The 20,884-nt window shown below is 73.4% G+C and carries 20 protein-coding genes and 1 pseudogene; 11 read left to right on the forward strand and 10 right to left on the reverse strand.

The window, feature by feature from the left end; all coding sequences use genetic code 11:
• Positions 1-7 precede the first annotated feature (7 nt).
• Positions 8-94: a DUF1674 domain-containing protein gene (locus tag ACZJYS_RS07145; protein WP_379540870.1), complete on the forward strand. Its 87-nt coding sequence runs from the start codon at positions 8-10 to the stop codon at positions 92-94.
• 119 nt (positions 95-213) lie between these two features.
• On the opposite strand, the gene ACZJYS_RS07150 is transcribed toward ACZJYS_RS07145, so the two are convergent.
• Genes ACZJYS_RS07150 through ACZJYS_RS07160 form a run of 3 tightly spaced genes read right to left on the reverse strand, consistent with a single transcriptional unit; the run spans position 214 to position 2,700 of the window.
• Positions 214-1,416 carry an MFS transporter gene (locus tag ACZJYS_RS07150; RefSeq protein ID WP_493176792.1) on the reverse strand — a complete coding sequence of 401 codons (1,203 nt, stop codon included), beginning with the start codon at positions 1,414-1,416 and terminating at the stop codon, positions 214-216.
• Between the two features lie 59 nt (positions 1,417-1,475).
• Positions 1,476-1,961, reverse strand: a complete 486-nt coding sequence (locus ACZJYS_RS07155; protein ID WP_493176795.1) for a nucleoside deaminase — start codon at positions 1,959-1,961, stop codon at positions 1,476-1,478.
• Positions 1,936-2,700 (reverse strand): SDR family NAD(P)-dependent oxidoreductase, encoded by a 765-nt coding sequence (locus ACZJYS_RS07160; protein WP_493176797.1) that lies wholly within the window; start codon positions 2,698-2,700, stop codon positions 1,936-1,938. The genes ACZJYS_RS07155 and ACZJYS_RS07160 overlap by 26 nt, the downstream gene beginning before the upstream one ends.
• A gap of 171 nt (positions 2,701-2,871) precedes the next feature.
• Here ACZJYS_RS07160 and ACZJYS_RS07165 point away from each other — a divergent pair, with 171 nt between their 5' ends.
• From ACZJYS_RS07165 to rsmD, 3 genes and pseudogenes are all read left to right on the forward strand, one after another.
• Positions 2,872-3,585 (forward strand): gamma-glutamyl-gamma-aminobutyrate hydrolase family protein, encoded by a 714-nt coding sequence (locus ACZJYS_RS07165; RefSeq protein WP_109518012.1) that lies wholly within the window; start codon positions 2,872-2,874, stop codon positions 3,583-3,585.
• An 8-nt stretch (positions 3,586-3,593) separates the two neighbouring features.
• Positions 3,594-4,328: pseudogene (locus ACZJYS_RS07170) on the forward strand (pseudouridine synthase); the annotation flags it as partial.
• A 370-nt stretch (positions 4,329-4,698) separates the two neighbouring features.
• A complete protein-coding gene (rsmD, locus tag ACZJYS_RS07175; RefSeq protein ID WP_493176799.1) occupies positions 4,699-5,268 on the forward strand; it encodes a 16S rRNA (guanine(966)-N(2))-methyltransferase RsmD in 570 nt (189 codons plus the stop codon).
• A gap of 3 nt (positions 5,269-5,271) precedes the next feature.
• On the opposite strand, the gene ACZJYS_RS07180 is transcribed toward rsmD, so the two are convergent.
• Both ACZJYS_RS07180 and ACZJYS_RS07185 read right to left on the reverse strand, forming a co-directional pair.
• Positions 5,272-6,054 carry an SDR family NAD(P)-dependent oxidoreductase gene (locus tag ACZJYS_RS07180; protein WP_493176801.1) on the reverse strand — a complete coding sequence of 261 codons (783 nt, stop codon included), beginning with the start codon at positions 6,052-6,054 and terminating at the stop codon, positions 5,272-5,274.
• A complete protein-coding gene (locus tag ACZJYS_RS07185) occupies positions 6,051-7,958 on the reverse strand; it encodes a capsular polysaccharide export protein, LipB/KpsS family (RefSeq protein ID WP_493176803.1) in 1,908 nt (635 codons plus the stop codon). Before ACZJYS_RS07185 ends, ACZJYS_RS07180 begins: the two co-directional genes overlap by 4 nt.
• A gap of 197 nt (positions 7,959-8,155) precedes the next feature.
• Between ACZJYS_RS07185 and ACZJYS_RS07190 the strand changes: the two genes are divergently transcribed.
• Genes ACZJYS_RS07190 through ACZJYS_RS07210 form a run of 5 tightly spaced genes read left to right on the forward strand, consistent with a single transcriptional unit; the run spans position 8,156 to position 12,831 of the window.
• Positions 8,156-8,500 carry an RT0821/Lpp0805 family surface protein gene (locus ACZJYS_RS07190; RefSeq protein ID WP_493176806.1) on the forward strand — a complete coding sequence of 115 codons (345 nt, stop codon included), beginning with the start codon at positions 8,156-8,158 and terminating at the stop codon, positions 8,498-8,500.
• Complete coding sequence (locus tag ACZJYS_RS07195) at positions 8,497-9,297, forward strand: ABC transporter permease (RefSeq protein WP_493176808.1); 801 nt, start codon at positions 8,497-8,499, stop codon at positions 9,295-9,297. The genes ACZJYS_RS07190 and ACZJYS_RS07195 overlap by 4 nt, the downstream gene beginning before the upstream one ends.
• 7 nt (positions 9,298-9,304) lie before the next feature.
• Complete coding sequence (locus ACZJYS_RS07200; RefSeq protein ID WP_379631478.1) at positions 9,305-9,955, forward strand: ABC transporter ATP-binding protein; 651 nt, start codon at positions 9,305-9,307, stop codon at positions 9,953-9,955.
• Between the two features lie 7 nt (positions 9,956-9,962).
• Positions 9,963-11,108, forward strand: coding sequence for a KpsE/RkpR family capsule polysaccharide export protein (locus ACZJYS_RS07205; RefSeq protein WP_493176810.1), 1,146 nt, complete (start codon positions 9,963-9,965; stop codon positions 11,106-11,108).
• The gene (locus ACZJYS_RS07210) at positions 11,098-12,831 is read left to right on the forward strand and encodes a polysaccharide biosynthesis/export family protein (RefSeq protein ID WP_493176812.1); all 1,734 of its coding nucleotides are present in this window, start codon (positions 11,098-11,100) and stop codon (positions 12,829-12,831) included. The genes ACZJYS_RS07205 and ACZJYS_RS07210 overlap by 11 nt, the downstream gene beginning before the upstream one ends.
• A 40-nt stretch (positions 12,832-12,871) precedes the next feature.
• Here ACZJYS_RS07210 and bluB read toward each other — a convergent pair whose 3' ends face one another.
• The gene (bluB, locus tag ACZJYS_RS07215; RefSeq protein WP_109518003.1) at positions 12,872-13,504 is read right to left on the reverse strand and encodes a 5,6-dimethylbenzimidazole synthase; all 633 of its coding nucleotides are present in this window, start codon (positions 13,502-13,504) and stop codon (positions 12,872-12,874) included.
• Between the two features lie 8 nt (positions 13,505-13,512).
• Complete coding sequence (locus ACZJYS_RS07220) at positions 13,513-15,684, reverse strand: glycosyltransferase family 4 protein (protein WP_493176814.1); 2,172 nt, start codon at positions 15,682-15,684, stop codon at positions 13,513-13,515.
• Between the two features lie 146 nt (positions 15,685-15,830).
• On the opposite strand from ACZJYS_RS07220, the gene ACZJYS_RS07225 reads away from it, so the two are divergent.
• Positions 15,831-17,177 carry a glycosyltransferase family 4 protein gene (locus ACZJYS_RS07225; RefSeq protein WP_379631465.1) on the forward strand — a complete coding sequence of 449 codons (1,347 nt, stop codon included), beginning with the start codon at positions 15,831-15,833 and terminating at the stop codon, positions 17,175-17,177.
• 131 nt (positions 17,178-17,308) lie between these two features.
• Here ACZJYS_RS07225 and ACZJYS_RS07230 read toward each other — a convergent pair whose 3' ends face one another.
• On the reverse strand, positions 17,309-18,505 hold the full coding sequence (locus tag ACZJYS_RS07230; RefSeq protein ID WP_493176817.1) for an enolase C-terminal domain-like protein: 1,197 nt from the start codon (positions 18,503-18,505) through the stop codon (positions 17,309-17,311).
• Between the two features lie 4 nt (positions 18,506-18,509).
• A complete protein-coding gene (locus tag ACZJYS_RS07235; protein ID WP_493176819.1) occupies positions 18,510-19,682 on the reverse strand; it encodes a CaiB/BaiF CoA transferase family protein in 1,173 nt (390 codons plus the stop codon).
• Between the two features lie 155 nt (positions 19,683-19,837).
• Here ACZJYS_RS07235 and ACZJYS_RS07240 point away from each other — a divergent pair, with 155 nt between their 5' ends.
• Positions 19,838-20,320 (forward strand): GNAT family N-acetyltransferase, encoded by a 483-nt coding sequence (locus ACZJYS_RS07240; RefSeq protein WP_109517998.1) that lies wholly within the window; start codon positions 19,838-19,840, stop codon positions 20,318-20,320.
• A gap of 10 nt (positions 20,321-20,330) precedes the next feature.
• Here the strand turns inward: ACZJYS_RS07240 and ACZJYS_RS07245 are convergent, their stop codons facing one another.
• The gene (locus ACZJYS_RS07245) at positions 20,331-20,879 is read right to left on the reverse strand and encodes a hypothetical protein (protein WP_493176822.1); all 549 of its coding nucleotides are present in this window, start codon (positions 20,877-20,879) and stop codon (positions 20,331-20,333) included.
• Between the last annotated feature and the right edge of the window lie 5 nt (positions 20,880-20,884).

Consider the following 20,884-nt stretch of genomic DNA (forward strand, 5'->3'; position numbering starts at 1 on the left):
CACGCCGATGCCGCCCGAGATCGGCGGCCCCGCCGGGCCGGAGCCGACCCGCTTCGGCGACTGGGAGCGCAAGGGCCGCGTCAGCGATTTCTGAGGCGCGGCCGGCCGCCAGGACGGGGCGGCGGATGGGGAGAGGGAACGGCCCGTGAATCCCGCCGCCGCCGCGTCAGCGATTCGTTCGCGCGACTCGGCGGCCTGCTTTCCGGCTTTGTTCTATCCATCCCCTCGGCACCGGCGCTGGCCGGCCAGCCAGAGGCTGACGCCCAGCACCCCGGCGCCGCAGAGCAGCAGCGCCGGCGATGGCCCCGCCGCCGCCTGCGCCAGGCCGAACAGCACCGGCCCCACCGCCTGCCCCAGGAAGTAGCAGAAGGCGTGCAGCGCCACGGCCGAGCCGCGCGCCAGCGGCGCCACCTCCGTCACGCGGGTCTGGATGCTGTTGTGCAGCATGAAGAAGCCCAGCCCCACCAGCAGTGCGCCGCCGATGCCGAGATCCGGCTGCCCGGCGCTCCAGGCGGCGGCGAGGGCGGCCATGCCCAGCGCCACGCTGGCGCCGGCCAGCCGCATCATCTGCGCCTGCCCCAGCCGGCGCAGCAGCAGCGGCGCCAGCAGCGTGTAGCCGAAGCCGCCCAGGCCGAAGGCCGTCACCGCCAGCCCGGCGCGCAGCAGCCCGTGCCCGTCCTGCCCCAGCAGCACGGCGAGGAAGGGGAACATGCCGAAGACAAACATCCCCTCCAGCAGCACGCCGAGATAGAGGGGCTGCGCCGCCGGGGTGCGCAGGATCTCGCCATAGCGCCGCAGCACCATGGGGATGGAGGGCGGGGCGGCGGGCAGAACGGGCGCCGGCCGTCGGCGCGCATCCCACGCCATCACCGCGCAGGAGAGGGCGGCGGCCCCGGCGCAGACCCCCATCACCCCGCGCCAGCCGATGAAGGGCGCCAGCGCCCCCGAGACCGCGCCGCCCGCGAGCTGGCCCAGGATGGCGCAGGCCAGCACCCGGCTGATGGCGAGCTGGCGCTGCGCCATCGGCACCGTGTCGCCGAACAGGGCGAGGGTGAGGGGGAAGATGCCGCCCGCCGCCAGCCCGGCGGCGATGCGCGCGGCGAAGAGGCTGTCCAGCCCCGGCGCCAGGGCGCAGGCCGCCAGCATCACCGCCAGCAGGCCGATGCAGAGCAGCACCACGCGCCGCTTGCCGAAGGCGTCGCCCACCGGGCCGAGCACCGGCTGCACCAGCGCGTAGGGCAGGGTGAAGGCGCTGGCCAGCAGGGCCACCGTCTCGTGCGGGGTGGCGAAGTCCTGCGCCAGCTCGCCCATCAGGGGGTCGAGCGCCCGGCCGGCCAGGGCGCCGGCGAAGCCGCTCATTCCGAACACCGCCACCATCCGGCGGATGGCGGCGGGGTCGGGCTGTATCGATTCCATGTGCCGGATGCTGCGCCCGGGGATGCGCGGCGCCAAGGCCACGCCGCCGGAAAGGCGCCTTAGCCTTTGAGGCGCAGCCCGGCGAAGAAGTCCCGCAGCAGCGCGCCGCATTCCCGCTCCCGCACGCCGCCCACCACCTCCGGCGCGTGGTGGCAGGAGGGGGCGGCGTAGATGCGGGCGCCGTGCTCCACCCCCCCGCCCTTGGGGTCGTAGGCGCCGAACACCACGCGCCGCACGCGGAAGAAGCTGGCGGCCTGGGCGCACATCGGGCAGGGCTCCAGCGTCACGGTCAGGGTGCAGCCCGGCAGGCGGGGGGAGCCGAGCGCCGCCGCCGCCTGGCGCAGCGCCAGCATCTCGGCATGGGCGCTGGCGTCGTGGTCCTGCTCCACCCGGTTGCCGGCGCGGCCGAGCACGCGCCCGGCCGCATCCGTCACCACCGCCCCCACCGGCACCTCGCCCCGCGCCGCGGCGGCGCGTGCCTCTGCGAGGGCGATCTCGATGGGGGAGGGGGCCGGCCGGTCAGGGCCCGATGAGCTGGCCGCCATCCACCACGATGCTCTGCGCCGTCACCCAGCGGGCGCGGCGGGAGGCGAGGAACAGCACCACATCCGCCACCTCCTCCGGGTGGCCGAGCCGGCCGAAGGGGATCTGCTCCAGCGTGGCATTGTAGAGGGCGGGGTTGCTCTGCCGCCGCTCCTCCCAGGAGCCGCCGGGGAACTCGATGGAGCCCGGCGCCACGGCGTTCACGCGGATGCCCTTCTCCGCCAGCATCTTCGCCTGGCTGCTGGTGTAGTGCATCACCGCCGCCTTGATGGCGCCGTAGGGCGGCGTCCGCTTGCTGGCCCGCAGCGCCGAGATGGAGGAGACGTTGATGATGGAGGCGCCGCCCTCCAGCTTCGGCGCCGCCTCGGCGAGGTAGGGCTCGGCCGCATGGCTGGCGCGGACGATGGCCATCATGTCCACGTCGAAGGAGGCGGCCCAGCCCGCCTCGTCATCCGTGGAGCCGAAGCCGGAGGCGTTGTTCACCAGCACGTCGATGCCGCCCAGCGCCTTGGCGGCGGCCGGGATGAAGGCGGCGATGTCCGCTGCCTTCGCGAGGTCGCAGGGGGCCGCGAAGGCGGTGACGCCGAGCGCCGCCACCTCGGCCCGCGTTGCCTCCAGCGCATCCTTCCCGCGCGCGCAGAGCGCGACCGAGGCGCCTTCCTGCGCGAAGCCGAGCGCGATGCTGCGGCCGATGCCGCGGCTGCCGCCCATGACCACCACACGCCTGCCCTGAAGCTGCATCCCGCTCTCCCGCGCTTTCGTTGGATGACGAGATCAGCCCAAACCCCGGGGCGGGTAAACCCGCCGACTCGCAGAAAAAAGACGGGGGTCCGGGGGAATTCCTTCCCCCGGCCTTGCCTGCCCCCGACTTCCTCGTTGTGAAGCCGTGCGCCCAGGGGTAGCAACCGCCTCATGCGCACCCTTCCCCTGATCGGCCTGACCCTGGATGCGGAGCAGCCCGGCGGCTACTCGAAGCTTCCCTGGTATGCCCTCCGCCAGAACTACTTTGACAGTGTCGTCCGGGCGGGCGGCCTGCCCGTCGCCCTGCCGCACGCGCCGGAGCTGGCCGAGCAGTATCTCGACACCATCGACGGGCTGCTGGTCACCGGCGGCGCCTTCGACGTCGATCCCTCGCTCTATGGCGGCGGCCCGGCCCACCCCACGGTGGCGCTGAAGCAGGGGCGCACCGCCTTCGAGCTGGCCATGGTGCAGGGCGCGCTGAAGCGGGACATGCCCATCCTCGGCATCTGCGGTGGCGAGCAGCTGCTGGCGGTGGCGCTGGGCGGCACGCTGATCCAGCACATCCCGGACGCCGTGCCGGATGCCCTGGCGCATGAGCAGCCCAACCCGCGCACCGAGCCGGGGCATGAGGTCGCCATCTCCGAGGGCACGCTGCTGGCCCGCGTGGTGGGCGGCGCCCGCATGGCGGTGAACTCGGCCCACCACCAGGCGGTGGAGACGCCCGGCCCGCTGGCGGTGGTGAACGCCGTGGCGCCGGACGGGGTGATCGAGGGCATCGAATCCACCCGCCATCGCTTCGCCCTCGGCGTGCAGTGGCACCCGGAATACGCGGTGGACGCGGCCGACCAGGGCATCCTCGACGCCTTCGTGGCGGCCTGCCGGTGAGCGGCGGGATGGAGGCCGAGGGCACCCCCGGGGGCGGCGCGAAGGGCGAGCGCATCGCCAAGTGGCTGGCGCGCGCCGGCATCGCCAGCCGGCGGGATGCCGAGAAGCTGGTGGCCGAGGGGCAGGTGGCGCTGAACGGCACGGTGGTGGAGAGCCCCGCCACCTTCGTCGGGCCGGAGGATGTGGTGACGGTGGCCGGCAAGCCGGTGGGCACGCCGGAGCGCACCCGGCTGTTCCGCTACCACAAGCCGCCGGGGCTGGTGACCACGCACAAGGACCCCGAGGGGCGCCGCACCGTGTTCGAGGAGTTGCCGGCCGGCCTGCCGCGCCTGGTCTCCGTCGGCCGGCTGGACCTCAACTCCGAGGGGCTGCTGCTGCTGACCAATGATGGCGCCCTCTCGCGCAAGCTGGAGCTGCCGCAGAATGCCTGGGTGCGCCGCTACCGCGCCCGCGTGCATGGCCGGGTGGACGAGCGGGCGCTCGCCGATCTGGCGCGCGGCGTGACGGTGGAGGGCGTGGCCTATGGCCCGATCGAGGCGGGGCTCGATTCCCGCCAGGGCACCAATGCCTGGCTCACCGTCTCGCTGCAGGAGGGCAAGAACCGCGAGGTGCGCCGCGTGCTGCAGCATCTCGGCCTGACGGTGACGCGGCTGATCCGCACCGCCTACGGCCCCTTCACCCTCGGCCCGCTGCCGCGCGGCGCGGTGGAGGAGGTGAACGCCAAGGTGCTGCGCGAGCAGCTCGGGCTGGACGCGCCGCCGCGCGTGCTGCGCGGGGTGGAGCGCGCCCGCGTCGCCGCCGCCGCCCAGGAGAAGGCCACCCAGGAGAAGTCTGCCCAGGACAAGGCTGCGCAGGAGAACGCTGCCGGCGCGCCGGCGCGGCCCGCGGCGCCGAAGCCGGAGGCCATGCAGCGCAGCCGCCCGGCCAAGCCGCCGCGCGCCCGCAACGCCACCGAGCAGTTCCGCAGCCCCTGGGGCGCGGTGGTGCAGGGGCCGGATGCCGCGGACCAGCCGCAAGGCCCCGGCGGCCGCCGGCGCGGGCCCTTTGCCGGCCGGCCGCAGGGCGCGGGTGGCGCCGGCGCGCCGCGCGGCCCGCGCAAGCCGCGCTGAGGCCATGCGCATCATCGCCGGGCGCCACCGGGGGCGCCGCCTGGAGGCCGCCCCCGGTGCCACCACCCGCCCCACTGCCGACCGGGTGCGGCAGGCGCTGTTCGACATGCTCTGGCACGCCCCCTGGGCCGGCCGCGCGGCGGTGGAGGAGGCGGCGGTGCTGGACGCCTTCGCCGGCACCGGCGCGCTGGGGCTGGAGGCGCTCTCGCGCGGCGCCGCCTCGGCCTGCTTCATCGAGCGGGACCGCGTGGCGCTGGGCGTGCTGCGCGCCAACATCACCGCCTGCGGCGAGGCGGAGCGCGCCCGCATCCTGCCCGGCGACGCCACCCGCCCGCCGCGCGCCCCGGCGCCTTGCGGCCTGATCTTCCTCGACCCGCCCTATGCGCAGGACTTGGTGCCGCGCGCCCTCGCCGCCCTGGGCGCGGCGGGATGGGTGGCGCCGGGCGCGCTGGTGGTGGCCGAGACGGGGCGGGAGGAGGCGCTGCCGCTGGAGGGGCCGCTCGCCGGCTTCACGGAGCTTGCCACGCGCGAGCATGGCGCGGCCCGGCTGCACTGCCTGCGCGCGCCCGGCTGAGGATTATCTTTCCTTAATCCGGAACGCCATCCGGCGGACGCAGCCATCCACCCAGGCCGCCGGCAGCAGCGGCGAGAGGCGCAGCGCCCAGGCCAGCGGCCAGGGAAAGGCCAGTTGCGCCGCGCCCTGCCGCAGGGCGCGCTCCAGCTTCGCCGCCGCCGCCTCGGCGCTGATGGAGAGCGGGCGGGGCCCCTCCCAGCGGGCGCCCATGGCGCTGTCGAAGAAGCCGGGGGCCACCAGCGTCACCCGCAGGCCGGCAGGGCGCAGTCCGGCGCGCAGCGCCTCGCCATAGGCCCAGAGCCCGGCCTTGCTGGCGCAGTAGCCGGGGCTGTCCGGCAGGCCGCGGAAGGCGGCCAGCGAGGCCACCAGCCCGATATGGCCATGCCCGCGCGCCCGCATCGCCGGCCAGAGCGGCTCCACCAGGTTCATCGCCCCCAGCAGGTTCACCGCCACCTGCTCGTGCGCCGCGGCCAGCCCCTCGGGCGCGCCGCCGGGGCGGGTGCCGGCGGCGATGCCGGCATTGGCCACCACCAGATCGACCGGCGCCGCGGCGTCCCAGCCGGCCAGCAGCCGGGCCATGCCCCCGGCATCGCGCACATCCTGCACCGCCGGGCAGGGCTCGGCGCCGCGCGCCGCCACGGCCGCCGCCACGCGCGCCAGGGCCGCCGCGTCCCGCCCGATCAGCCCGATCCGCACCCCCGGCGCGGCCAGCCGGCAGGCCAGCGCCGCCCCCAGCCCGCGCGAGGCGCCGCTGATGACGACGCTGCGGAAGGCCGGCGCGCTCACCGCAGCCCCCGCAGTCGGGAGACCCAGCCGCGCAGCCAGCCCTCCAGGCCCCGGTGCGCGGTGAGGGGCGAGACCTTCCAGGCGGCGGGGTCGTCCAGCCGCTCCAGGATCAGCTCGGGCGGGCAGGGCAGCTCCGTCACCGGGTCCACCTGCCGGGGGAACAGGATCAGCGTGGCGGCCACCAGCGCATCCAGGCTGAGGAGGCGGCCGCGCCGGGGCGGCGGGGCGCGGTCCTCGGTCAGGCCCCAGCCGGCATAGAAGGGCTGGCCATAGGTGACCACCGGCACGCCGCGCAGCAGCGCTTCGAAGCCGGAGAGGGAGGTGAGGGTGTGCACCGCCTCCACCTGCGGCAGCAGGGCGGGCAGGGCGGCGCCGGTCACCACCTGGTCGGCCAGGCCGGCCAGCGCCGCGGCGGGCAGGCGGCCCTTGCGGAAGCCCGCCTCCAGGTCGGGGTGCGGCTTGTAGACCAGCCAGGCCCCGGGATGCGCGGCGCGCACGGCGCGCAGCAGCGCCAGGTTGCCCTGGATCGGCCCGCCGCCCAGCCGCACCGAGGCATCGTCCTCCACCTGGCCCGGCACCAGCAGGCGCGCACGGCCGGCGGGCGCCGCGATCTCCGGCACCGCGCCGGCCAGATTGTACTTGCTGACGCCGCGCGCCACGATCGCCGCGCGCAGCGCCGCGGCGCGGGAGAGCAACTCGGGCGGGAAGTCGGCGGTGGCGAGCAGGTGCTCCAGCGCGCTGGGCCGGGCGGGGTCGTAGTAGACGCCCTGGTCATCCACCGCATAGGCGGCGCCGGGCAGGAAGCGCGCGCCCAGCCCGCGCGAGCGGACGAAGCCATCCTCCACCGTCAGCAGCCGCACGCCCTCGGCCTCGCAGCGGGCGCGGAAGCCCTCCGGCACGCGGCCGGCCCAGGCGGCGATGGCGCCGCCCTGCCGCCGGGCGATGGCGATGGCCCGCTCCGGCCGGCCGGTGAAGCCGGGGGTGCCGCCCGCATGGGCGAACAGCGCGGCGATGCGCGCGCGCTTCCAGGGCGCCATGCCCAGGCACACCGCCACCTGCCGGTTCTCCCGCTGCACCGCCTGCCACCGGGCCAGCTGCTCCAGCGCCTGCTCGAAGGGCCAGGGGCGTTGCAGGAAGGGATCGGCACAGCGGGTGGCGGCGATCAGCGCGGCCCAGCGCGGCGCCGGGTCCAGCAGCCGCCCCGAGACCCGCACCCCGGCGGCGGCCGCCAGCAGCGCCATCTCGGCCGAGGCGCCGTGCAGATCCTCCGCCAGGTCCAGCAGGGTCCAGGGCGAGAGGCGGACCTTGAGCAGCCGTGCCCCCGGCGGCGGGCGCAGCAGCGGCGGCAGCTCCGGCGGGGCGGCCGGGTCGCGTGCCAGCAGCACGGGGCGCCCCGCCGCCATGGCCAGCGCCGAGGCCAGGGCGGCGCGGGCGGCCGGCAGCCGGGCAGGATCGCAGGGGTCGAGCACCAGCACCGCGGCGCGTGCCGGCATGCGCAGCCGGGCGGCACCCGGATCGGGGAGGCAGGGCTCGCCGCCGGCCCGGCTGAGCACCGCCTGTCCGGCCGCCTGCCGGGCGCGGTGCAGCGCCGCCGCGTCGGCCACGGGGGGAGGCGCCAGCGGGGCGTCCTGCAGCATGGCGGGCAGCGGGCCGCACGGCATCAGGGCCACCGGCCGCTGGCGCGGCCCGAAGCGGGGTGCGCGCAGCAGGCCGGGCGCATAGCGGATGAGGCCCGTGGCCGGCGGCAGGGAGGGACTCGGCGCACCGGCCGCAACGGCGTACAGCGTGGCCTGGGCCGCCGTGGCCAGCCGGTATTCCGGCCAGAAGGCAGCCAGATGGGCGGCTTCCTCTGCCGTGGCCTGCGGAAAGGCGATGCTCTTGGAGAGGTCCGTCAGCGAACTCATCCCACGCGCAAAGGGGAAGAAAGACAAACGCAATGCGCGTAATAAATATATTCATCACACGCAAGCATGCGAGTTTTGCCAGCCGCTTTGCACTGCGTTAGGTTTCGCCCATGCAAGAACGTCCGCAAGCCTGCGTGATGGGGCAGTCTGTGAGCAGCTCTGCCCGCCTTCGCCGATTGACAAGCCTGGTTGTGCCAGTGCTGGCCGCATTGGTCCTGTCCGGCTGCGATACCCTGTCCGGCATGGGAGGTGGCCAGACGGCCGCCATGCCGGCGGCCCTGCCGCAGAGGCCGCTGGAGCCCCTGGCGGTCTTTGCCTCCCAGGCACGGCCAGGCGAGCAGAGCACGCTTTCGCCGGCCCCGGGGGCGGCGCCCGTGCGGGTGCAGATGGTGCGCAGCTATTACGCCGCCAGCGGGCGGCCCTGCCGTGAGCTGGCCCTGGGCAGCGGCAGCACCTCGCGCCCGGTGCTGTATTGCGAGGAGCCGACCGGCTGGGCCGCGGCGCGCCCGCTGCTGCGGGGTGGAGCGGTGGCCCGGCCGTGATCGCCGATGTGCCACGCCGCGCGCCGAGCAGCCCCCTGGCGGCGCAGATCCGGGTCATCAGCGCCCTGTTCATGCGCGAGCTGCTGACGCGCTTCGGGCACAGCCGGATCGGCTATATCTGGCTGATCGGCGAGCCGCTGATGCTGGCCCTGATGATCTCGGCCCTGCACTGGGCGAGCGATAGCCACCTGCCCAATAACCTGCCCATCTTTCTCTTCTACGGCATGGGCTACGTGCCCTTCCTGATGTTCCGTTCCATCGCCAGCCGTGGCGCGTCGGCCGTCACCTCCAACATATCGCTCCTGTTCCACCGCAGCATCACCCTGCTGGACCTGATGATCGCGCGGAACATCATGGAGACGCTGGTCTGCATGACCCTGGTCGCGCTGTTCGTCCTGGGGGGGATGCTGACGGTTGGAGAGATCCCGCATCATCCGGGGCAGCTGATCCTCGGCCTCGTCCTGAGCGCGCTGCTGGGGCATGGGCTGGCCATGCTCCTGGGCTCGCTGCAGGTCTTCGTCGAGTTCACCGAGCGGCTGGTGCACCCCTTCACCTATGTCCTGATGCCCATCTCCGCGCCTTTCTACATGGTAGAGTCAATGCCGCCGAACATGCGCGAGATGCTGCTGTGGAACCCGCTCGTGCATATCCACGAGATGAACCGCTGGTCCATGTTCGGCGACCGCATCGTGCCGCATTACGACCTCGGCTACGTGATGATCTGGGTGCTTGGCCTGAACCTCCTCGGCATGGCCGGGCTGCGCGCGGCGCGGCCGCGCCTGTCGATGTCGGACTGAGCGCCGCATGATCGAGCTCGAGAATGTCTGGAAGCGCTTCGAGTCCCGGCAGCAGGGGCACCGCTACATCCTGCGCGGCGTGCATGCCCGCATCCGGCGGGGCGACCAGGTGGGCATCCTCGGCCGCAATGGCGCGGGCAAGTCCACCCTGCTGCGCATCTTCGCGGGCGTCGAGGCGCCGACCCGCGGCCGCATCCGGCGGGAGATGTCGATCTCCTGGCCGATCGGCGGCGGCTACGGCATCCAGAGCAGCCTGACCGGCATCGCCAACGCCCGCTTCATCGCCCGCCTCTACGGCATGCCGCTGCAGCGGACGGAGGAGTTCGTCGCCGATTTCTCCGAGCTCGGTCCCTATTTCCGCGAGCCGGTCCGGACCTATTCCTCCGGCATGATGTCCCGCCTGCTGATGGCCCTGTCCTTCGCGGTGGATTTCGACTGCTACCTGGTGGACGAGGCGCTCTCCACCGGCGATGCCCGCTTCGCCAACAAGTGCCGCGAGGTGCTGGAGGTGCGGCGGGCCAACGCGGCCATGCTGCTCGTGTCGCACAATGCGGGGCATGTGAAGAAGTACTGCAAGACAGCCGCGATCCTGCGGAACGGCATGCTGGAATTCTACGAGGACGTTGATGAAGCTATCGCCGCCTACCAGGGTCTCTGACCCGGGCATGACCGGCGCGGCGGCCAGCCGCCCCGCCGCGTCCCGTTCATCGTCGCCATGGCTGCGGATGCTGTGGCGGCGGCGCTTCTACCTGCTCCTCGTCGTGCTGCCGACGCTGATCGCCGGCCTCTACCTCTACGGCTTCGCCGCCGGGCAGTATGTCTCGGAAACCCGCTTCCTGGTGCGGGGCCGGCAGGAGACGCGGGTGGCCTCGTCGCTGAGCGACATGATCGGCGCCGCCGGCTTCAAGCAATCCTCCGAGGAGGCGCTCAGCGTGCGGGACTTCCTGCGGTCGCAGGACGCGCTGAAGGCGCTGGATCGCAGCATCGACCTGACCGGCCTCTACCGCCGGCCGGAGGCAGACCTGCTGTTCCGCCTCTGGACCGCCGACCCGCCGATCGAGTTCCTGCAGATCTACCATCAGTGGATGAACACGATCTCGCATGACGCGACCTCCGGCATCATCACCCTCCAGGCGCGTGCCTTCCGGCCGGAGGATGCGCAGCGTATCGCCGAGGAACAGCTCCGCCTGTCGGAGACCTTCATCAACGACCTCTCCGTCAAGGCGCGCGAGGAGACCCTGCGCGTGGCGCATGAGGAGCTGGCGCGCGCCGAGCAGCGGGTGCGGGATTCGCAGATGGCCGTCACCACCTTCCGCCAGCGGGAGCAGGCGGTCGATCCCTCGCGCAGCGCGCAGATCGGGCTGGAGGGCCTCGGCGCGCTGGAAGGCCTGCTGACCGCCGCCCGCGCCGAGCTGCAGGAGAAATCCTCCTACATGCGGAACGACAACCCGCAGATCGCCACGCTGCGCAACCGCATCGCCTCGCTGCAGACCGAGATCGCCCGCCATCGCGAGCGGCTGACGCTCGGCGGGCAGGCGCTGCCGGGCCAGCTGGCCACCTATGAGCGGCTGATGCTGGAGCGCGAGTTCGCCGACAAGCAGCTCGCCTCCGCCACCGCCTCGCTGGAGACGGCACGGCTGGACGCGCAGCGCCAGCAGCTTTTCCTGGCGCGGGTGGTGCAGCCCAACATGGCGGAGTACCCGCTCTACCCGAAGGCCGGGCTCATGCTGATCAGCATGTTCCTGGTGCTGTCGGTGCTGTACGGGATTGGCTGGATGCTGGCTGCGGGGATTCGTGAACATGCTCTCTAACCGTGCGCTGGTCGCCGCCCTCCTGGCGGCGCTGACCGCCGGCAATGCCCTGGCGCAGTCGAACCCCCTGCTCAGCGCGCCGGTGCCGGCCGGCATGGCCCAGGGCGGCAACAACGCGCCGCAGACCGTGCCGCAGCTGCTGCCGGACACCAGCCTGATCAACCGCGCCGGCAGCACCACCGAGGCGGAGGCCGGCGCCACCGCCGAGGGGCCGCTGGCCGAGCCGTTCCGCCCTGCCGGGCCCAGCCGCACCGTGTTCGGCGCCGCGCTGTTCGCCCGCTCGGCGCCGACGCCCTCGGAGACCAGCAACCCGAACTACCGCCTGGGGCCGGGGGATCGCGTCAGCGTGCGCGTCTGGGGCCCGGTGGAGGCCGAGGTGATGGGCGCCATCGACCCGGAGGGCAACCTGTTCCTGCCCTCGATCGGGCCGCTGCGCCTGGCCGGCACCCGTGCCGGCGACCTGCAGCGCACTGTCGAGACCGAGGTGCGGCGGATCTACACCCAGCAGGTGCAGGTCTATGCCGTGCTGCTCTCGGCCAGCCAGATCGGCGTCTATGTCACCGGCTTCGTCAAGCTGCCGGGCCGCCACCGCGGCTCGGGCTCGGACACGGTGCTGGACTACCTGCTGCGCGCCGGCGGCGTCGATCCGGTGCGCGGCTCCTACCGCGACATCGTGGTCAACCGCGGCGGGCGGGCCGTCACCCGCATCGACCTCTACCCCTTCCTGCTGCAGGGCAAGCTGCCCGGCCTGACGCTGCAGGATGGCGACACCATCGTCGTCGGCAGCCAGGGGCCCACCGTCTCGGTCGATGGCGCGATCCGCAACAACTACCTCTTCGAGGTGAAGGACCGCGCCATGGCCGGCGGCGAGCTGATGGACCTCGCGGGGCCGCTGCCGGCGGCCACCAACGCCGTCATCCGCGGCACGCGCAACGGCCAGCCCTGGTCCCGCTATGTCGACATCCCGGCGCTGCGCCGCCAGTCGCTGCTCGACCAGGACGTGGTGACCTTCATCACCGACGCGCCGGCGCCCACCGTGCGCGTCTTCGTCGAGGGCAGCCGCATCGGCCCCTCGGTGCTGGTGGCCGACCGCGACATGAACCTCTGCCAGCTGCTCGACCACGTCGCGGTGGAGCCGAACCTGGCGGATACCGGCTCGGTCTACCTGCTGCGCAAGCGCATCGCCGCGCAGCAGCGCCGCTCGATCAACGAGGCGCTGGACCGGCTGGAGCGGCAGCTCTTCACCGCCACCTCCGCCACCACCGGCGTCGCCGAGATCCGCGCCAGCGAGGCGCAGCTCGTCTCCAACTACATCCAGCGCGGCCGCCGGCTGGAGCCGGAGGGGCGGCTGGTGGTGATGGACAATGGCGGGCGCTGCACCAATGTGCGGCTGGAGGATGGCGACACCATCGTCATTCCCGAGCGCTCCGATACCGTGCTGGTGGCGGGCGAGGTCTCGACGCCGCAGGCCATCCTGTGGCGCCCGAACATGACCATCCAGGATTATGTGAAGGCGGCCGGCGGCTACACCCAGCGCGGCGACGATGGCGGGGTGATGATCCGCCGTGCCAGCGGCCAGATCATCCTCGACCCGCGCGAGGGGCCGCGCCCGGGCGACGAGCTGATCGTCCTGCCGCAGCTGGGGGCCAAGAGCTTCCAGATCACCCGCGACCTGCTGCAGCTGATCTACCAGTCGGCGCTCTCGGTGCGGGTCTTCAACTGACCGCGCTGAGGGCCGGGGGGAGGTGGTCTGCCCCCGGCCCTCAGCGCCGCAGCAGCGGCGCGGGGTGGGGCGTTTCCCAGCCTTCGCGCTGCAACTCCGGCGTCTCGGAGTCCGCCTGCGGATAGCCCAGGCAGAACAGCCCGATGAAGCGCCATTCCGCCGGCACCGCCAGCGCCGCCGCCATCCCCTCCGGCTCCAGGATCGACACCCAGCCGAGGCCCAGCCCCTCGGCGCGCGCGGCCAGCCACAGCGTGTGCGCCGCCATCACCGCCGAATAGTCCAGGGTCTGCGGCATGGTGCGGCGGCCCAGCCCGTGGCCCTGCGCCGGGTCGGGCAGGGCGAAGAGGGCGAGCAGGCAGGGCGCCTCCTCCAGCCCCGCCAGCTTCAGCCGGGCATAGCGCGCGGCCCGCTCCGCCGGCTGCGCCGCCAGGGCCTCGGCGTTGCTGCGGCGGAAATTCTCCCGCAGCCAGGCGCGGCGCGCCGCATCCTCCACCAGCACGAAGCGCCAGGGCTGGCTCAGCCCCACCGAGGGCGCCAGCGCCGCCAGCGCCAGCAGCCGCTCCAGCGCCGCCTCCGGCACCGGATCGGGGCGGAAATGGCGGACATCCCGCCGCCAGCGGAACAGCGCCTCCAGCCGCGCCTGGAAGGCGGCGTCGAAGACGGGCGGCGTCACCGGCGGCGTCACATCCCGGGCCGCGCGGCGGGGGCGAGGAAGTGGCGCTGCTCCAGCAGGGCCAGCCGTTCGTCCAGCCGCCCGGCGCGGGCCAGGCCGAAGCCGGCGAGGCCGATGCCCAGATGCCCGGCCTCCCGGTCGGCCGGCGGCACGCGGCTCAGCAGCTCCACGCGCAGCAGCGGGCCGCCGGCCGGTACGTCCAGCGCCAGGATGGCCGATTGCCCCGCCCGCAGATGCAGCGGCACCGGGGCGGCCGGCGCCGCGTCCTCGCGTTGTGCCAGGATCTCCACCATGCGGTGCGCGGGGGCCGGGGCGCGCAGCTCCAGCTCCAGCCGCAGCGGGCCGGCCTGCTCCGGGCCCAGCGGCAGCGCCAGCAGCGCCTCGCCCGGGCGGGTCCAGGCCTCCTCCGCCGCCAGCGGGTGCCAGCCCTCGCCCTGCCGCACCGCCTCGGCGATCGCCATCTCCAGGCAGGGCCGCCCCGTCTCCAGCCGCCGCAGCCGGTGGCGCCGGCCCGCGGGCACCGGCAGGCGGCCGAGCAGGGAAGGCGGCGGCAGCCCTGGCGCGGCGCCGCCGGCCAGGCGCTCCGCCTCCGCCATCAGCTGCGCCGCCACCGCCTCCCAGCCGCGCAGCGGCGGCGCGGCGGCGATGCGCGCCTCGGCGGCGGCGCGGAATTCCGGCTCGGTGATCAGCCGGGTCAGCTTCTCCAGCAGGTCCGGCTCGCTGCCGGGGGCGAAGAACAGCGCGCCGCCTTCCCCCGCCTCGCGCAGCGCCGAATGCTCGGGCACCAGCGGCACCTTGCCGGCGGCCAGGCTCTCCGTCACCGGCAGGCCCCAGCCCTCATGGTGGCTGTTGTAGAGGGTGAACAGGCACTTGCGGTACAGCGCCGCCAGCAGCGGGTCCGGCACGTCGTGCAGCAGCCGGACGCGGGCGCGCAGCTCCGGCACCGAGTCGAGCAGCGCCAGCGCCGCCTCCGCCCGCCAGCCCGGCCGGCCGACGCAGACCAGCAGCGGCACGGCGCCCGGGCCCAGCCGGCGCAGCAGCGTCAGCCAGGCGCCGAACACCATCAGGTGGTTCTTCCGCCCCTCGATGGTGGAGACGAACAGCACGAAGGGCGTGCCGTCGCGCAGCAGGGGGTGCTCGGGCGGCGGGGCGGAGGGCAGGGCGGCCAGGGGGCGCGGCGCGGCATCCAGCGGCACCACGGCGGCCGGGGGCACGGGCAGCTCCGGCAGCAGCGCCGCGTGCAGGCGGCGCATGTCGTCGCGCGTGGAGCGGGAGACCGCCAGCACGCCATCGGCATGCAGCGAGAGGCTGGCGAACCAGCGGGCATAGGCCCGCGTCACCCCTTCCGCGCAATGCTCGGGCAGCAGCAGCGGGATGCAGTCGTGCAGCAGCGGCACGTGGCGCAGCCCGTCCCGCTCGCGGGCCAGACGCAGGCTGGCGAGGTAGTCCGGCTGGCCCCAGGTGCCGCCCAGCGTCACCAGCACCGCGCCGGGGGCGAAGCGCAGCGGTGGCGGGCTGGCCAGCAGGGCCTCCAGCAGCGTGGCGGCGTCGCGCCATTCGGGCGCCTCGGGGTCGGCGCCCTCGGTCATCAGGCGCTCGAGCCGCAGGAAGAGCGGCGCCGGCAGGGCGCGCCAGCCGCCGCCCCCGGCGGGCATGGCGCAGAGCGGCGGCGGCGTGGGCGCGGACAGCGCGGCGCGGGCGAGGCCGAGCTGCACGCGCTGGATGCCGCTCGGCGCCCGCCGGCCGCCGCGGATCCAGGCGGCGAGGTCGGTCAGGTCCAGCACCACGCCGGCGGCGGCCGTGGCCAGGGGCCGCGCCGGGCGCTCGCCGGCCAGGGCGCGCCATTCCCGCCAGCCATCCTCGGATCGCGGGTCCAGCAGCAGGGCATGGCCGTAGGCGGCCAGCGCCGCCTCGCGCGCGCCGCGCAACTTCTCGGCATGGCCGATCTGCAGCGGGATGTCGGCCTCCTCCGGCCGCTTGCGGGCGGCGTCGCGGTAGAGCGCCAGGGCGCAGGCGATGTCGCCCGCCTCTTTCAGGCAATGGCCCTGCTGCACCTGCATGCCGGCATCCTCGGGGCGCAGGCGCAGGAAGGCCGCGTAGGCCGCCGCCGCCGCACGCCATTCCCGCCGGTTGCGCAGCTCGTCCGCCTCCCGCCGCAACGCCTCCGCATCGTCCAGCATGTCCGCTCCCGCTTTGGTCTCCGCTGTTCCATCCCCTCCGCGGGGCATGGCGGTCAAGAGCCGGGCACCCTCCGCGGAAAGGGAGCATGGACGGGTGCCCGCCCACCCGGCTACCCCTGGGATGGATCTCGGCCTAGGGTTTCTCCATGCGCTCCCGAATCTACCTCGACGGCTACAACCTCGCGCTCGACCAGGGCACGGGCGTCGCCACCTATGCCCGCAACCTGAGCTTCCGGCTGGGGGCGATGGGGGCGGAGGTGGGGGTGCTCTACGGCACCCGCGCCAGCCCCAGCCGCAATGAGCTGATCCGCGAGATCGCCTTCTTCGACAACCGCGTGGGCGAGAGCGCCAAGCTGCTGCGCTGGCTGCGCGCCATGCGCCGGGTGGCGATGGGGCCGCTCGGCGAATACGCCACCCGCGTGCCGATCACCGGCAACGTCGTGGCCAGCACCTTCGAAAGCCGGATGCCGCATTTCGACCATCTGTGGAACGTCGAGAACGGCTTTTCCCTGGCGGCCAACTACTTCAAGCACTTCAAGCACCGGCTGACGATCCGGATGCCGCGCCCGCCCGAGATCATGCACTGGACCTACCCGGTGCCGATGCGGCTCTCCGGCGCCAAGAACATCTACTGCCTGCACGACCTGGTGCCGCTGCGCCTGCCCTACACGACGCTGGACAACAAGCGCCGCTACTACCGGCTGAACCGCCTGCTGGTGCGCCAGGCCGACCATATCGTGACGGTGAGCGAGGCCTCGCGCCGGGACATCATCAACCTGCTCGGCGCCGACCCGGAGAAGGTGACGAACACCTACCAGGCCGTCGACCTGCCGCGGAAATTCACCGAGAAGCCGCTGAACGAGGCGCAGGACGAGGTGATGGGCAGCTTCGGCCTGTCCTGGAAGGGCTACTTCCTGTTCTTCGGCGCCATCGAGCCGAAGAAGAATGTCGGCCGCATGATCGAGGCCTTCCTCGCCTCCGGCTCCGAGCTGCCGCTGGTCATCGTCGGCAAGCAGGCCTGGAAGAGCGAGGAGGAGCTGAAGCTCCTGTTCGACGACCACATCCGCTACCAGGTGCAGGAGGGCTCCATCCTGCGCACCCGGCGCAAGATCATCCTGCTGGACTATGCGCCCTTCCGGCTGCTCATCTCGCTGATCCGCGGCGCCAGGGCGGCGCTGTTCCCCTCGCTCTACGAGGGGTTCGGCCTGCCGGCGCTGGAGGCGATGATGCTGGGCACGCCGGTGATGACCTCCAACACCTCCTCCCTGCCCGAGGTGGTGGGCGAGGCCGCCATCACCGTCGACCCCTACGACGTGCGGGCGATGGTGGAGGCGATCCGCGCCCTCGACACCAATGCGGAGCTGCGCGGCTGGCTCGCCGCCGCCGGGCCGCAGCGCGCCGCGCTGTTCAGCAACGCCGCCTATGAGAAGAAGCTTTCCGAGGTTTATGCCCGGCTTGGCGTCGGGCCATCGGCCGCAGGGGAAGGCCAGTAAGGCATTCTTCTTTTTCTGAAGAAAAAGAAGCAAAAAGACTTTGTCAGTCTGGCGCGGCGCCCGTGGATGGCGCGGGCCAAACTGACAAAAGTTTTTTGGTTCTTTTTTCCAAAAAAGAACCTCTTCCTGGCTTACGCCACCAGCGTCCGCAGCACCGCATACAGCGCCGACTTCTTCTCGAAGCCGATGCCGGGCGTGTCGTGCAGGCGGATGCGGCTCTCCTGCACCGGCGTATCGTCGGCGAAGCCGCCGAAGGGCGCGAACACCTCCGGGTAGCTCTCATTGCCGCCGAGGCCGAGCCCCACCGCGATGTTGAGGGCGAACTGGTGCCCGCCATGCGGCACGCAGCGGCGCGGCGACCAGCCATGCTGCGCCAGCATCTCCAGCGTGCGGAGATATTCCACCAGCCCGTAGGAGAGGGCGGGGTCGAACTGCAGGATGTCGCGGTCCGGGCGCAGCCCGCCATGGCGGATCAGGTTGCGCGCATCCTGCATGGAGAACAGGTTCTCGCCGGTGGCGATGGGGCCGGCATAATGCTCGGCCAGGGCGGCGTGGGTGCTGTAGTCCAGCGGGTCCAGCGGCTCCTCGTACCAGCGCAGGCCGTAGGGGGCCAGCGCCGCGCCGTAGCTCAGCGCCGCGTGCAGGCCGAAGCGGCCGTTGACGTCCACGCAGAGGCGGGAGCCGTCGCCGCCCAGCAGCGCCAGCACCGCCTCGATGCGGGCGATATCCTCCTTCAGCGCGTCGCGCAGCGGCGTGCCGGGGGCGCCGCCGATCTTCATCTTCACCACCGAGTAGCCCATGCCGAGGTAGCGCCGCATCTCCTCGACGAGCTGATCGACGCCCTTGCCGGGGTAGTAGTAGCCGCCGGCGGCGTAGATCCAGGCGCTCTCATCGGCCTGGCCTCCCCCTGGGCCCTGGCGGTAGCGCTCGGCCAGCAGCGCCCAGAGCGGCTTGCCCTCCAGCTTCGCCGCCGCGTCCCACAGCGCCATGTCCAGCACGCCGACCGCCACGGAGCGCTCGCCATGCCCGCCGGGCTTCTCGTTGCGCATCATGGCGGCCCAGGCGCCGGCCGGGTTCAGCGTGCCCTCGGGCGTGGCCAGCGCCACCTCCGGCGCCTCCAGCAGGCGCGGGATGAAGCGCTCCCGCAGCAGGCCGGGCTGGGCGTAGCGGCCGTTGGAGTTGAAGCCGAAGCCGGTGGCGGAGCGGCCATGGCCGTCCTCCACCGTGACGGCGACGATGCTCGCCGTCATCTTCGAGAAGTCGATATAGGCGTTGGCGATGTCGCTGGCGATCGGCGCGACGCCGTCGCGGATGGCGGTGATGCGCATGGGGTCAGATGGCCTTCTTGGCGCGGAGCGTGTCGATCTCCTCCGAGGCGAAGCCGAATTCGCGCAGCACGGAGGTGGTGTGCTGGCCGCGCTCCGGCGTCGGCTGGCGCGGCGGCTCGACGCCGGCGAGCTGCATGGGCGGCCGCACCAGGTTGATCTCGCCGAGCTGCGGGTGGCGCACCGGCCAGGCGAGGCCGAGATGCCGCACCTGCGCGTCGTCGAACACTTGGTCCATGGAATAGACCGGGCCGCAGGGCACGCCGGCGGCGTTGAAGGCCTCGATCCAGTGGGCGGCGGTGTCCGTCTCCAGCTTCGCCTGCAGCACGGCGTTGGTCTTGGCGCGGTTCTGCGAGCGCAGCTTGTCGGTGGCGAGGTCGGGGTCGGCCGCCTCCGCCTCGATGCCGAGCACGCCGACGATGCGCCGCCACATCTCGCCGCCGCCGGCGGCGATGTTGATGACGCCGTCGCTGGTGCGGAACAGGCCGGTGGGGATGGTGGTGGGGTGGTCGTTGCCGGCCTGCTGCGGCACCTCGCCCTTCATGGTCCAGCGCGTGGCCTGGAAGTCCATCATGCCCACCATCGCCTCCAGCAGCGAGGTGTGCACCCAGCGGCCGCGCCCCGTCTGCTCCCGCTCCAGCAGCGCGACGAGGATGCCGATGGCGCAGTAGAGCCCGGCGGTGAGGTCGGCCACGGGGATGCCGGCACGCACCGGCCCCTGGCCGGGCAGGCCGGTCACGCTCATCAGCCCGCCCATGCCCTGGGCGATCTGGTCGAAGCCGGGCCGCTTCGCATAGGGGCCGTCCTGCCCGAAGCCGGAGATGGAGCCGAGCACGATGCGCGGGTTGATGGCGGCGAGCGCCTCGTAGCCGATGCCGAGGCGGTCCTTCACGTCGGGGCGGTAGTTCTCCACCACCACATCGGCCTGCGCCACCAGGCGCCGGAACGCCGCCAGCCCGTCCGGCGACTTCAGGTTCAGCGTGATGCCGCGCTTGTTGCGGTGGACGTTCTGGTAGTCCGGCCCGAGCGTGTCGCCGCCCAGCCCCTTGCCGGTGTCGACCGCCTCCGGCGCCTCGATCTTGATGACATTGGCGCCCCAGTCGGCCAGCTGGCGCACGCAGGTGGGGCCGGAGCGGACGCGGGTGAGGTCGAGCACGGTGAAGCGGGCGAGCGGCAGCATGGGCCTGGGTTTCCTCCGGCGGTGGCGCCGTGGAATGGCGCCCGGCCAGAGTAACGCGCGGCGCCGGGGCGGGAAGCCCCCCTGGCCGGCCCCCGCGCTGGCGCCGCGCCGCCGCCCTGCCTAAACCGGGGCTTCCAGCAGGAGAGCTTCGCCGCATGTTGATCCGCCCCGCCCGTGCCGAGGACCAGACTTCCCTCTGGTCCATCCTCGGCCCGACCATCCGTGCCGGCGAGACCTATGCCCTGCCGCGCGACATGGGCGAGGCGGCGGCGCTGGCCTACTGGCTGGGCGCGGACCGCGAGACCTTCGTGGCGGAGGCGGGGGGCGAGATCCTCGGCACCTACTACATCCGCCCCAACCAGGCGGGGGGCGGGGCGCATGTGGCCAATTGCGGCTACATGACCGCGGCCGCCGCCACCGGGCGGGGCGTTGCGCGGGCGATGTGCGCGCACTCGCTGGAGCACGCCCGGGCGCGCGGCTACCGGGCGATGCAGTTCAACTGCGTGGTCAGCACCAATGAGCGGGCGGTGCGGCTGTGGCAGGCCATGGGCTTCGAGATCCTGGCCCGCCTGCCGGGCGCGTTCCGCCACCCCACGGCCGGCGAGGTGGACGCGCTGGTGATGTTCCAGGCGCTCTGACCGCGCCCGCTCAGCCGAGCGGGCTGTCCGCGAGGCGGGCGAAGGGGCCGTAGAGGTCGCAGAGATCGGTGCTGGGGCTGAGCTTGCGGTAGCGCATCGGCGAGAGCGGGTCCCGCGGCTGCACGGCCAGCAATTGCTGCCCGTTCCGGTCGAGGAAGAGGCGGTGGTGGAAGCTGTCGCCGCGGTGGATGACGAAGACGCCGCGCGTCTCCGCCACCTGCTCCCCCAGATCGTCCAGCGCCCAGCGGCGCCAGGTGACGGCCCAGCCCTGGCGGGTGCGGGTGAGGGCGCGCGCATCCATCTCGGCATTGCGGGAGAAGAAGTCCCGGTGCGATTCGACAAGCTGGGCGAGGTCGTCCCGCAGGCGGTTGAGGATGGGGTTGAGTGCGGCCGGCGGCGGTGGCGGCGCCGCCTGGTGCACATCGGTGCCGCCATAGCCGGTGAAGCGGGCCTGCTGGTAGTCGGCCAGTGGCGAGGGGCTGCGCCGGCCGCCCGGCACGATGCCAGGACCCGCGCCGGGCGTGCCCGGCAGGGTGGGGTTTTTCCAGAGTCCGCTCATGCCAG

This window comes from Roseomonas sp. TS2, from assembly GCF_058833935.1.